Source organism: Hymenobacter sp. (assembly GCF_036387835.1).
Lineage (GTDB): Bacteria > Bacteroidota > Bacteroidia > Cytophagales > Hymenobacteraceae > Hymenobacter.
In genome coordinates, this window is sequence record NZ_DASVSY010000066.1 from 15057 (window position 1) to 27716 (window position 12660).

11 protein-coding genes are annotated in these 12660 nt (G+C 54.8%); 6 read left to right on the forward strand and 5 right to left on the reverse strand.

From position 1 onward, the window contains the following. Positions 1–12 precede the first annotated feature (12 nt). On the reverse strand, positions 13–1353 hold the full coding sequence (mtaB, locus tag VF639_RS12330; RefSeq protein WP_331146211.1) for a tRNA (N(6)-L-threonylcarbamoyladenosine(37)-C(2))-methylthiotransferase MtaB: 1341 nt from the start codon (positions 1351–1353) through the stop codon (positions 13–15). 417 nt (positions 1354–1770) lie between these two features. Between mtaB and VF639_RS12335 the strand changes: the two genes are divergently transcribed. The 5 genes from VF639_RS12335 (at position 1771) to VF639_RS12355 (ending at position 5591) form a co-directional block, all read left to right on the forward strand. Next, a complete protein-coding gene (locus VF639_RS12335; RefSeq protein WP_331146212.1) occupies positions 1771–2478 on the forward strand; it encodes a L,D-transpeptidase scaffold domain-containing protein in 708 nt (235 codons plus the stop codon). After that, entirely contained in the window at positions 2414–3199 is a 786-nt protein-coding gene (locus VF639_RS12340; protein ID WP_331146213.1) for a L,D-transpeptidase family protein, read from the forward strand. Before VF639_RS12335 ends, VF639_RS12340 begins: the two co-directional genes overlap by 65 nt. A gap of 202 nt (positions 3200–3401) precedes the next feature. After that, positions 3402–3785: a hypothetical protein gene (locus tag VF639_RS12345; protein WP_331146214.1), complete on the forward strand. Its 384-nt coding sequence runs from the start codon at positions 3402–3404 to the stop codon at positions 3783–3785. Next, entirely contained in the window at positions 3770–5428 is a 1659-nt protein-coding gene (locus VF639_RS12350; protein WP_331146215.1) for an ATP-binding protein, read from the forward strand. Before VF639_RS12345 ends, VF639_RS12350 begins: the two co-directional genes overlap by 16 nt. Continuing rightward, entirely contained in the window at positions 5409–5591 is a 183-nt protein-coding gene (locus tag VF639_RS12355) for a hypothetical protein (RefSeq protein ID WP_331146216.1), read from the forward strand. The genes VF639_RS12350 and VF639_RS12355 overlap by 20 nt, the downstream gene beginning before the upstream one ends. A 631-nt stretch (positions 5592–6222) precedes the next feature. On the opposite strand, the gene VF639_RS12360 is transcribed toward VF639_RS12355, so the two are convergent. The 4 genes from VF639_RS12360 to VF639_RS12375 all read right to left on the reverse strand — a co-directional run bounded on the left by VF639_RS12360 (position 6223) and on the right by VF639_RS12375 (position 9788). Beyond that, positions 6223–6690 (reverse strand): LytR/AlgR family response regulator transcription factor, encoded by a 468-nt coding sequence (locus VF639_RS12360; protein WP_331146217.1) that lies wholly within the window; start codon positions 6688–6690, stop codon positions 6223–6225. Then, on the reverse strand, positions 6674–6838 hold the full coding sequence (locus VF639_RS12365; protein WP_331146218.1) for a response regulator: 165 nt from the start codon (positions 6836–6838) through the stop codon (positions 6674–6676). The genes VF639_RS12360 and VF639_RS12365 overlap by 17 nt, the downstream gene beginning before the upstream one ends. 317 nt (positions 6839–7155) lie before the next feature. Continuing rightward, positions 7156–7521 (reverse strand): hypothetical protein, encoded by a 366-nt coding sequence (locus VF639_RS12370; protein WP_331146219.1) that lies wholly within the window; start codon positions 7519–7521, stop codon positions 7156–7158. Between the two features lie 407 nt (positions 7522–7928). After that, entirely contained in the window at positions 7929–9788 is a 1860-nt protein-coding gene (locus tag VF639_RS12375; RefSeq protein WP_331146220.1) for an LTA synthase family protein, read from the reverse strand. 312 nt (positions 9789–10100) lie between these two features. On the opposite strand from VF639_RS12375, the gene VF639_RS12380 reads away from it, so the two are divergent. Continuing rightward, positions 10101–12290, forward strand: a complete 2190-nt coding sequence (locus VF639_RS12380) for a glutamine synthetase III family protein (RefSeq protein ID WP_331146221.1) — start codon at positions 10101–10103, stop codon at positions 12288–12290. Positions 12291–12660: the final 370 nt, after the last annotated feature.

Consider the following 12660-nt stretch of genomic DNA (forward strand, 5'->3'; position numbering starts at 1 on the left):
TATGGCTATAGCTTAGTGCTGAAAAACCTCTATGCCTAGCTCTTCCGCCTCCATGAGATTACGCGGGTTCACGGCTGCTAGGCGCAGGCGCTTCAACTCCCCTACCAGCAGCGGGTCGTATTTGGCCGTAACCCGGATATAATTGGGCGTGAAGCCCTCCATATGGCCGTTGTTTATGTCGTCCTCGAAGAGTACGGCCGTTTCTGCGCCCACATGTTGCTCGTAGAAATAGCGCTTTTTCTTTTCCGATAGGCTGCGCAGCTGCGTGGTACGCTCGTGGCGGTGGCGGTCCTGCACGCGGCCGGGCAAGGTGGGCGCCAGTGTGTTTTCGCGCTCTGAATACGGAAATACGTGCAGATAGCTCACGTCTAGGTCGTTGAGGAACTGGTAGGTTTCTAAAAAATCAATCTCCGTTTCACCTGGAAAGCCTACTATCACATCGACCCCGATGCAGGCGTGGGGCATCACTTCCTTGATGAGTTGTACTCGCTCTACGTACAGCTCACGGCGGTAGCGGCGGCGCATGAGCCCCAGTAGCTTGTTGGAGCCCGACTGCAACGGGATGTGAAAGTGGGGCATAAAGCGCTTGGAGCGCGCCACAAACCGAATAATATCGTCGGAAAGCAGGTTGGGCTCGCAGCTGCTAATGCGGAACCGCTCGATGCCTTCTACTTCGTCTAAGGCTTGTACCAGGTCGTAGAAGTTCTCTTTCCGCTCTCGGGCGGGCCCCTGTAAGCCAAAGTCGCCAAGATTGACGCCGGTTAGCACAATTTCTTTGACGCCAGTGGCGGCTAACTCATTTACCCGGTCCACTACGCTCTGCACGGAGCTGGAGCGGCTGTTGCCGCGGGCCAGCGGGATGGTGCAGAACGAGCAAGAGTAGTCGCAGCCGTCCTGGACTTTCAGGAAAGTGCGCGTCCGCTCGCCGTAGGAGTGGGCGGCATGAAATTCAGTGGCAGTTGAAATAGGAGAGGCGTACACCCGGCCGGGCGTGCCAGCTTCGGGTTTACGGAAGCCCGCCAGCGTCTCAACCAACTGAAACTTCTCGGCGGCACCCAATACGGCATGTACGCCGGGAATCTCGGCAATTTCCTGCGGCTTGAGCTGCGCGTAGCAGCCTACAATAGCTACAAAAGCCTCTGAATTGTGTTTCAACGCCTCTTTCACTACCTTCCGGCACTTTCGGTCGGCATGGTCGGTGACGGAGCAAGTATTGATGACGTAGATGTCGGCCGCATCTTCGAAGGCTACTTTCTCGAAGCCATGTTCCTCGAATTGCCGACCAATGGCCGACGTCTCCGAGAAGTTGAGCTTGCAGCCCAGCGTGTAAAAGGCAACTTTCTTGGTTTCCATAATAAGGCTGCAAAGATACAGCTTAGTAGGCTGTGAAAGTTTCACAACGCTACTCTTTCCTGGAGTACAAGCCGGCGTGTACAACCAGAGTTATTTTGAACGTATTACTGACTTGGCCCTCTGGCGTTATAGAGCAGAAGCCCACCTAATCTGTAGTGGTTATGCACCAGCGGCGGAATGGTCCTACGAATTATTTGAAGGGCTTCATGGAACCATTACTCCTTAAATAACTCCGCAACGCCTTGTTCTACGAATAATGCCTCTACGAGCCGCTGCGCAGAATTCGCAGGGTCACTCCGCCCCGACTGCTTGATCGTAGTTGATACACATGCCTTTTGGGTAGGTATGCATTAGAAAATCATCCAAACGTTTAACGACAAATTCCACTTGTTTAAAGAGTATTATAGGACTGAGGTGGTGCCAGTAGTCGCTTGGGCTAACGTGCGCAATACCGGGGCCTTGGTGCTGATGCTGGCGGCGGTGAGTGCAGGAGCCTTGGGGATGGGCCGGAACATCGGGCCACTCAATGCCAGCGTGGCCGCTGATCTGCGCCTGCAGGCAACGAAGGCCGGTGCCAACTTGATTGACGCCTTTTATACCCGCCTCAACTATGCTCCGGTTTGGACCCAGCCAGAGGGCCCCACGCCAGAAGCACAGGCCGCCTTGCAATTGCTGAGTCAGGCGCAGCGCTACGGCCTCAAACCCACCGAATATAATGTAGTGACCCTGCAGGCCATGCTGGATTCCGTGAGTGAAGGCGGCGCCGAGTCGGTGCAGTTGCGCGTGCGGACCGAGCAGCAGCTTACGGCCGCTCTGTTGCGCTTCGCGTACCACTTGCACGATGGGCGCATAACCGACCCTAACCTTCGGCCGGCTCAGCCCGCCGGAGAGCGGGTTTTCGATGCCGTAGCGCACCTGCAACAGGCTGTGCGCAGCGGCCACTTTGCCGAAGCCATGCTCACGGCGCAGCCTACCTCGCGGAGCTACGTGCGGTTGGTGTGGGCCTGGCAGCGCTTGCTGCAAACTGATAGCGCGGCCGGCCAAGCGTCTGGCTTTGCCCGTGGCGCTGAACCTGGAGCGTTTGCGTTGGGAGACTCGCACGGATTCTCTGTACCTGGCCGTTAACATTCCCGCCTATAGCCTGCAAGTGGTACAGGGCGCTAAAGTAGTGGCCACGCACCGGGTGGTAGTGGGCAAAACCACAACGCCGACACCCGAACTCTTCAGCCGGCTCACCTTTTTCCAGGCGGCGCCAGCATGGAACGTGCCGCAAAGCATCAGCGCCAACGAAATGCTGCCCAAGCTCCGGCGCGACCCAGGTTGCCTGACCGAAAGAGGCTTCGAGATGTTCAACGCGGCCGGTAAGCGCGTGAATCCGTACCGCGTGAATTGGAAAAAGGTGCAACCCGAGACGTTCACGTACCAGATCCGCCAACTGCCATCGGCCGACAATGCATTGGGCAACGTGGTGTTTCGGTTCGCCAATCCCTACGCCATCTATCTGCACGACACGCCCGCCAAGGCCGCTTTCCGGGCTACCAGCCGCGCCTTGAGCCACGGCTGCATTCGGGGTGAAAAGCCGCTGGAACTAGCCCGCTTCCTCTTGCAACACGACAACCCTGCGCGCGCCGACGACCTGGCCTGGGACTTGCAAACCAGCCTCAACCGCAGCGAAACCAAAGGGTTTGGCTTGCAGGCCCCCGTGCCGCTGATGGTTCGTTACCTTACCTGTGAAGCCGATGGCGACCGGCTCCGGGAACTGACCGACATCTACGGCCGCGACCGAGTGCTAACCCAAGCCTGGGAAGGAGAGGCCGTTGCACCAGCGGCACTGGCGTTGCGCTAAACACTTCTTACCCAACTTTTCAGAGCGGTTGCTCTTTCTGAAGCTGCGTAAGTAGCACAAAAGCTCGCCCTATCACGACAAGCCAAGCAGAAGCGTGATAGGGCGAGCTTTTGTGTTGTATTTTGTTTGATTGGTGTTTCTGATGCACGGGCCTTGCATTATGTTTTGTTAGGCGAAGTACTAGAAAGCTGTTCCTCGTCCTATGAATGCGTTCCCGTCGTCTCAAACTGCCTCCCCTGAAGAATTGCTGCATGAGCTAACCCAAGCCCGGCAACGCATTCAGGAATTAGAGCAAGCCCAAGCCGCTTCGCCTACCCCGTCCGTTAAGAGTCCCGACGAACAGCAACTGCGCCTGCTGGCCCGCATTCCCGAGTTGAATCCTAATCCGCTCCTGCGTCTGAACCTGGCAGGCGAACAAGTGTATGCCAATCCGGCGGCCCAGCGCCTCCGTGACCTACTTTCCGATACCGACCTCCTGAGCCTGCAAACTCGGCTTGGGAGCCTTACCCGGCGTAGCTTGCGGCTTGGGCAGCCCCAGCAAGCCGAAGTGCGAACGAGCCAGTATTTTACTTGCAGGCCTACGTAGTGCCCTTTGAGAAGGAAGACTGCGTGAACATTTATCTGGCCGACGTTACGGCGCGGGTGCAGGCGGAAGAACGTCTGCGGGCCAGCGAAACCCGCCTGCGGGAGCAGCAGCAATTCACGCAGCTGGTGCTGGATACGTCGCTCAACCTTATTTACGTGCGCGATGCGGAGGCCCAGGTTACGTTTGCTAACCGCGCCATGCGAGACTTGCAGCAAGCCCTAGGCAATCGGGCAGTTCGGGCAGCCGCTGACCCCGAGGGCCTGGAAGCCCGCGAGCAGGCTCACTACGCCCGTGCCGACGCCACCGTCCGGGCTCGGGAAAACTTCCTGGCCAATATGAGCCACGAAATTCGGATCCCGATGAACGGGGTACTCGGCATGACTGCCCAACTCGCCAAAACCCGCCTTGACGCCCGCCAGCAGGAACTGGTGCGCATCATTCGCTCGTCGGGGCAGCACCTGTTGTCTGTGCTGAATGATGTGCTGGAAATGGCGAAAATCACGGCGGGCAAGCTGGAACTCGAGCAATTGCCCTTCAACCTCTGCCATTCTATGGAAACGGCCGTGCAGCCGCTGGCCCTGCAAGCCCAGGAAAAAGGGCTGGAAGTAGTAGGAGTTCGGTTGCGCGACTCTTGCCCCGCGCCCTGGATAGTAGGCGACGCCCACCGGCTCAACCAAATCCTGATCAACCTGGTTGGCAACGCCGTCAAACTCACCACGCAAGGACAAATTACCATCAAGGGGGAGATGCTCAGCGAAACCGAAGACACCCTCACTGTCCGATTCAGCGTGCAAGACACCGGGCCCGGTATTGCGCCCGAAAAGCAGGCGTATATATTCGAGAGTTTCACGCAGGCTTACGCCGACACGGCCCGGCAGCACGGCGGCACGGGCCTGGGGCTCACCATTTCCCGGGGTCTGGTCGAGCAGATGGGTGGCCAGCTGACACTGGCGAGCGAAGTCGGCAAGGGAAGCACCTTTGCCTTCACGCTGACGTTGCCTAAAGCGCCCGCCGAGGCCCTGCCGGCTCCCATCGAAGAAACCGTGGACACGGGCAGCCTTGCGGGGGTGCGGGTGCTGCTCGTCGAAGACAATCATATCAACCGTACGGTGGCCCGCATGATGCTGGAGCCGTGGGGAGTGGTACTAAAGGAGGCAACGAGTGGCCCGGAGGCCTTGGCTATGCTGGAGCAACAACCCTACGACGTAGTGCTGATGGACATTCAGATGCCCGGTATGAGTGGGGTGGAAGTCACGCAGCGCCTACGCGAAATGCCCAACGCCGAGCGGGCAGCCACGCCCGTCATTGCCGTTACGGCCAACGCCTTCCGCGCGGATGTAGAGCGCTACCTTGCCGGTGGCTTCAACGACTACCTGGCCAAGCTCTTCGACGAAGACGAGCTTTACTGGAAAATGGAAGCGCTGCTAGGCAAGGGTGCTGGCAAGGCCTATGACCTTACGCACTTGCAGGAGCTAGCCCAGGGCCGTACCGTGTTTGTGGAGCGGTTCATTCGTTCTTTTCTCGCCAACATCCCCACCAACGTACAGCAGCTACGCACCGCTGCCGCCGCCGCCGATTGGCGCGAGGTAGCCCGCGTCGTGCACCACATCAAGCCCCAACCTAATGGCCTTGGCGGTGGCTAACACCGATGAGCCCATGGCTTTGCTGGAGCGGGTGCATCAGGTTGCTGCGGATGAAGACCAGCCTCAGCCGGAAACAATGAAAAAGGCTTTAGAGCAGTTGCTTAAGGCCGTAGAGCAGGCCTTACAAGAGTTGCCATCCGAACTGCCGGCGGTAGGAAGTTAGTCTTGAGGTCAGCCTATCTTTCAGAGAGTAGCAGTTGCTGAAGCGAGGAAGCAGGGGGCCACCTTCTTCTTAGTATCCTCATGGCAGTGTATCAATGCTTTACGGGAACTCTCGTTGAAATCTTGCTTTATCGATATTACTGTAAGGCTGACAAACAAATCATGCCTTAATACCACTCATTCGGATAGCCAAACCATTCATTCGCGTAGGATGGTCTATTGTTTAGTGAAATCCTTATACTGATGAGCTACAGTTGCTTAGATTTGTACCCAGAATTACAAATCAAGTCCTACTCCTCAGAGCGCCCTCTTGCTATGCTAACAACCTCTACTTTCTCTTCAAGACTGTTTGACAACCTTCGCCGGTACTCCCGTTTCTATTTAGCCGGTTTCCTCGTCGTGCTGCTGACGGTGCTACTGCTGCTAAGCAATGCCTCTGCTAGCGCCGGAACGCTCTACTAGCTTTGCAAGAGCCGTACATATTCTATGTATTGCTCTTGCTTTGCGCAGCCGCCAGTTGTGTAAAGCTCGTCTGGAAAAGCCAAGGTAATCTATCGGTTGATTTCATTAAAAGCCCCCGGCCCCTATTCGTTTTTGAATAAGGAGTCAGGGGCTTTTGGTCGGTAGCAGACCTATAAGTTGGGCAAGCTCCGAAAGAATTCTTCCTGATACGATTTACCCACGGGCACCTCGTAAGAACCTAGCTGCAGCATGTTGTCCTCGATGGAAGCAATGCGTTGCGTATTTACAATGTAGGAGCGGTGTACCCGCCGAAAGTGAGCAAACGGTAGCCGCTCCTCCAGGGCCTTGAGTGTGGCGTACACAATGTGTTTTTGAGTGGGCGTCACAATCACCGAATAGGTCGACATGGCTTCGATGTAGAGTACTTCGTCGAAGTTGAGACGCACCAACTTGTTGTTTATTTTTACGAATAGCTCCGAGCCGTGGGCCGGCACTTGTGCCTCAGCATTCAACTCGGGAGTAGTTGTTTTGGCGGTGGCCCGCCGAGCGGCAGCCAAGGTCATGGCTTGGTGAAAGCGCGCATATTTCACGGGCTTCACCAGATAGTCGGCTACTCGCAGTTCAGGCCTCCACGGCAAAGTCGCGGTGAGACGTGACGAGCACGACTTCCAGTTGAGGGTGAGGTAGGATCTTCACCAAATCCAGACCCGACAGGTGCGGCATTTTAATGTCGAGCAGTAGCACATCCACCGATGGGTTGGCTTTGATAAAAGCCAGTGCTTGCACACTATAGGCCAGCGAGGCAGTTAGGTGAGCGAGTCTGTTAGTTCCACGAAGTGCTCCAGCGTCAGGCGGTTCATTTCGTTGTCGTCGATGATGACGCAGGTAAGGTTAGGAGAAGTAGTGGGCATAACCGAGCAGTAGGTTCTGGCGCGCTGCTCGGACCCGTTACGCAGTAAAGTTTCCCGGAGTAAATCAATACTTTCTAGGAAACAGGCAAGCGTTGGTCGGCAGATGCAGCTACATGTTCAAGGTCATCCATACGAAAAAACCTTCGCTCAGGCTGTTGTGCTTCCCTTATAGGACCTCGATTGGTGACATCTTTATTCCGATAACAAGGCAAGACGTGCGGTTACGGTTTCCATCAAATTCGGCAAATCTAGGCTGTCGAGCTCTGTTTTTGATAAGAAAAGCTGCCATCCTTTGTTTGATTTATTGAAGGCTGCCGGCAATGGATAATTTCGTAGTTGAGGAAGTTCAGTTAAAAACTCGTCCCGGTGCAGAAACCGAGTTTTCACCGGCAAGGCATGGATATACTGTTTCCATTCAACCCGCATACTGGTGTTGCCGTACGTAACGCCGCACAGTGAGCAGGGATATGTCTTGGGCGACAGAATTTTGTGGAACATATCCAGCAGCCCGTTTGCCAGGCCAGAGTCCGCATTATAGACAAACAATAATTCAGTCATAAACAGAAGAGCTAGGCGCGCCTAAACTACCGCTAAGTTAAGCGGCGCCATAGCAATAGAAGGACAAGGAGAAGGTTACTGCTTGAAATAGTGGGAGCTATCCAAACAGATAAAAAGAATGTCCTGCAGAGGCGGAGCCGAAGCATCTCGCTAGGGTAGTAAACTCATTTACTGATGTTACGCACCGCAGCGGCTGATTGCTTTAAAATCGCCTTTTCTAAAGAAGCGAGAGCCCCTTGCTAGTGTTCCTACTAATTCGGTGCGTAACATCAGTCATTTACTACTCCTACGTCAGCACGCAGGCTACTTCGACTGCGCTCTGCATGACAGGCGAGTAACGTCCTAAACAGCTTCGGTGTCAACTAGCAAGCGTCGCAAACCCAATGAGGCTTGTCCTGCTTGCGAAATTATTTTGCCAGATAATCTGCGTACGTCAATTGCTCATAAGCTTGGCCCTGCTGTAGCTGCGTGGCTGGTACGCCTGCGTCGCGACTTATTTCGCGACGGGAGATGTTATCGAAAAGCACTAAGCCAGCGGGCGTGAAGAACCCGAAGCCGTCGGTGTAGCAGTAAAACGCCGAGGGCTCCAGCACGGGGCGCAATAAGTCGCGGCTCCAGCGGTAAGACGTGGAGGGGAGTTGCAGCTGCGCCAGCAGCGTAGCGGCTACATCGGTTTGGGAGCCTAAGCCCGTCACTACGCGGCCCCGCGCTTCGGGGCGTAGTGCCCCGCCCGCCAGCACCAGTGGGATGCGAAACTTAGCCGGATCTTCCACCGAATTGTCGCCGGGCAGTTGATGGCCGTGGTCGGCTACCAGCACGAGCAAGGTATTATCGTACCAAGGCTGGCGACGGGCCTCCTGCAAAAACCGGCCTAGCGCCCAGTCGGTGTAGTACACTGAGTTGCGGAAAAGCGCCGTCTCATCGGTGCCTTTGAACTTGCGCCGAACGGGAATCTCAAATGGCTCGTGGCTGCTTAGCGTGAAGAAGGTGCTAAAGAAAGGCTGCGGCTGCGACTGAAGGTCCTGCAGTACCCGGTCGAACACCACATGGTCGTGGGCGCCCCACTTCGAGTTTTGCTGGCTTTTAGGGAAGTCGGCTCGCTCGGTTAGCTTATCGTAACCGGCCGTTATGAGGTAGCTTTTCATGTTAGCAAAGGCTAACTCTCCTCCGTAATAATAATGAGAGCTATAGCCCACTTCCTTCAACGACCGGCACAGATGGGCCAGTTGCTCGGTTTTGCGCGGATACTTGATAATACTGTTGTTGGGTTGATTCGGGAAACCCGATAACAGCGCCACTAAACCCTTCTGGCTCCGGTCGCCAGCCGCATAGATGTTGTTGAACAATACCCCCGTACGGGCCAGACTATCCAAATTCGGGGTTACTCCTTTCTCGCCGCCCACGCTGCCTACTAGTTTAGACGTGAAGCTCTCCAAAATAATGAATACCACATTAGGCCGCTTGGAGCGCAGTAAATGGTGGCTCACTGAATCAGGAGTGGGCTTGGTATAAGTGTAGAGCGGCCGTACCAAACGAGTGGCGGTTGAGTCGGGCAGGAAGCGGTAACGACCGGCGTCGGTATCGCGCAGTCGCAGCGAGTTGGCTACGTTCCAGGGTAAGTTTACGGCGGCATGATTGGCAAACGGAACGGCAGAGAAGTATACGTCGCTCTGGTTGACCGGAATCTGCTGTACGCCGCCCCGTAGCGGAACCACAAGCAGGGCTGTGTAAAGCAAGCCTGCCAATGCAGCTCGCCCGCGCCCGAAGCCCCTTGGTAGCGCCGGTATTTTTCCTACTACCTTATTATATAGGAATACCCCCACGAGCAGGAGCCCCACCAATCCCAATCCGAGTACCACCAGCGGCGCACTGCCCGCCGACGCTGCCATTTCAGTAGGAGAGGTTATATATTGTAGGGGAGTCGCATCGAGGCGGAAGCCCCAAACCCGGTACAGTTCCAGATCGGCTACGCTCAGTAACGCTACCAACAACCCTACTACGGCCGTGTAGCCTTTAACAAGCGACCCAAACGGAAATTGGGGGCCAAACAAGGAGCCCAAAACAAACAGCACGAACGGTACTACACTCAAGTAGGCGGTTGTGGAAGCGTCCAGCCGCAAGCCGTAGCCGAATATGCCAGCAAACGTAGTACCTGATAACGCCGCTGTTTTCGAGTAATGGTAGAGTAAAAACAGGGCCTTGGCTACCACAAAAAAAAGGAGCCAGAACAGGAAGTAACGCCACTGAAATTGAAATCGGTTTTTCACGCGGCAAAGGTAACGCGCCTGCCGCCGGAACGAAGGGTTTCTCTTTTGATTCAACTTTTACTACTGTCGTGCTTGCGGTAGAAGCCACTAACTTGCTTTCTGCCGGTTGCGCAATCGATTCCGAAATACCCCTGTCAGCTATAATTTTACAAAAATTTCAAGTGATACCTCGATTTGAAAGGGGGGTGAGGGCGAAAAAAGCATTATTTGAAAATTAAGTTTTGATTTTTGAAGGGCGAGTTTGGAAAAACAAAAAATGCGCTTCACATTTGCCATCATCAAAACGGCCCATTCTAACCCTCTCACCCTTACATGGCAATTCTTCGCTTCAAAGCACTCGAGTTAGTTGACCAGCGTAAACCGCTGATAATAGAGGGCAATGGTGAGCGTCGCTCTGACACATACGGCAAAAATGTTTTCAACCTGGAGGCTATGCGGGCGACAATGCCCGGCGAGTACTTCAAGAAACTGCAGGCCGCTATCAAACAAAGCTCTCCTGTAGAGCACAGCGTAGCCGACGCCGTAGCTTCGGCTATGAAAACCTGGGCCATGGCCAAAGGTGCTACGCACTATACGCACTGGTTTCAGCCGCTGACCGGTGCCACAGCCGAAAAGCACGATTCGTTCTTTGACTTAAACTCGGACGGTCGTCCGATTGAAAACTTCAAGGGTTCTGCGCTGGTTCAGCAGGAGCCGGATGCTTCTTCGTTCCCGAACGGTGGCATCCGTAACACCTTTGAGGCGCGTGGCTACACGGCCTGGGACCCAACTTCGCCGGCTTTCATCATCGAAACGGCAGGTGCCAAAACCCTGTGTATTCCCACTATTTTTGTGGCCTACACCGGTGAAGCGCTAGATTATAAGGCGCCTCTGCTGAAGTCGTTGGCGTCGCTGGAAAAGGCTGCTGTGGACGTGTGCCACTATTTCGACAAAGACGTAAACCGCGTACACACAACGTTAGGAATTGAGCAGGAGTATTTCCTGGTTGATAGAGCGCTGTACGCCGCGCGTCCTGACTTGGTAATGACTGGTCGCACGCTGTTCGGCCACGCGCCGGCCAAAGGTCAGCAGTTGGAAGACCACTACTTCGGCTCGATTCCGGCTCGGGTACACGCCTTCATGCTCGACTTCGAGGAAGAGGCTACCAAGCTTGGCATTCCGTTGCGCACTCGCCACAACGAGGTGGCACCGCACCAGTTCGAGTGCGCTCCTACCTTCGAAGATGCCAACCTGGCTGTCGACCACAATCAGCTCCTGATGGATCTGATGGAGCGGACGGCCGACAAGCACAACTTCCGGGCGTTGCTGCACGAGAAGCCTTTTGCCGGCGTCAATGGCTCGGGCAAGCACAACAACTGGGCAATGAGCACCGACACCGGGGTGAACCTGTTGGCTCCCGGTCGTCGTCCGAAAGAGAATCTTCAGTTCCTGGCGTTCTTCATCAGCACCATCAAGGCAGTGCATACCTACGGCGAGTTACTGCGCTCTAGCATTGCTTCGGCCTCGAACGACCACCGCCTCGGCGCCAACGAAGCTCCGCCGGCTATTATGTCGGTGTTCGTAGGCTCGATGCTGGATTCGGTGCTGGATGAGCTGGAGCGCACGGCTAAGCTGCCGCTCGACAAAGGCGACAACATCTACCTCAAGCTCGGAATCGACAAGATTCCCGCTATTTTACTCGACAATACCGACCGAAACCGTACCTCGCCTTTCGCTTTCACCGGCAACAAATTCGAGTTGCGCGCCGTAGGTTCATCAGCGAACTGCTCGTCAGCTATGACCACGCTGAATGCCATTGTAGCAGAGCAGCTTATTGACTTCAAAACGTCGGTAGACAAGCTCATCGATCAGGGCAAGAAGAAGGAAGTAGCGATTGTGGAAGTGTTGCGTGAGTACGTTATCAGCTCGAAAAACATTCGTTTTGAGGGCAATGGCTACTCCGATGAATGGAAAGAGGAGGCAGCTAGACGGGGCCTTGCCAACGTGCCTACTACGCCGCAAGCATTGGATGCGCTGGTGACGAAAGAAGCATTATCTTTGTTTGAGCGCCACAAGATTTTCTCTCACGTCGAGCTGCACGCCCGGCATGAGATTCTGCTCGAAGAGTACATCAAAAAGATTCAAATTGAAAGCCGCGTGATGGGTGATTTGGCCATCAACCATATCATTCCAACCGCGGTAGCCTACCAAACCAAGCTGATTACCAACGTGCGCGGCCTGCGCGAACTAGGCCTCGACGATGCTGACTCGCAGGTAACCGTAGATACTATCAAAACTATTTCGCGCCACATTACCATCATCAAGACCACCGTGGACGAGATGATCAATGCACGCAAAGTAGCCAACAAAATTGAAGACACGCGCGAGCGGGCTGTAGCCTATTGCGACATCGTCAAAGCACATTTCGACACCATTCGCCGCTCAGTTGACAAACTGGAGCTATTGGTGGCCGATGAGGACTGGCCCCTAGTTAAGTACCGCGAGCTTTTGTTCCGGCACTAAACGCAGGGTACAGAATCGGGCCGGAGTTGGGTGGGAATTTTCTCCGCGCATCGATTTCAAAAAAGCCGTTTCCGGGTGGGGGCGGCTTTTTTTGTGCGCTTTACTTTTTAGCAGCTGCTGTAGTGGTCTGATTACCCTGAGTAAGAGTGCTGGCTAATTACTTTCCGTAGAAGCACTTTCGTTACCATTACTTGATGACCGCCTTTGTCAGATATTATATATAAATACCTGACTTATAACTAGATAATTGTATAATTATAAAGTTCTAATGCAGAATGCCCGCATCAAGACCACCGGGAGAGGTTGGCAAAGTCAAGGATTCTGTTTTGCTACAGTTGTGGCATTCTAGCTGCAGTACCAGAAGTCACTA

Coding starts and splice junctions, on each gene's coding strand:
- VF639_RS12370 (WP_331146219.1), bottom strand. CDS start 7,521: ATGACTGAATTATTGTTTGTCTATAATGCGGACTCTGGCCTGGCAAAC.
- VF639_RS12380 (WP_331146221.1), top strand. CDS start 10,101: ATGGCAATTCTTCGCTTCAAAGCACTCGAGTTAGTTGACCAGCGTAAA.
- VF639_RS12355 (WP_331146216.1), top strand. CDS start 5,409: ATGGCCTTGGCGGTGGCTAACACCGATGAGCCCATGGCTTTGCTGGAG.
- mtaB (WP_331146211.1), bottom strand. CDS start 1,353: ATGGAAACCAAGAAAGTTGCCTTTTACACGCTGGGCTGCAAGCTCAAC.
- VF639_RS12345 (WP_331146214.1), top strand. CDS start 3,402: ATGAATGCGTTCCCGTCGTCTCAAACTGCCTCCCCTGAAGAATTGCTG.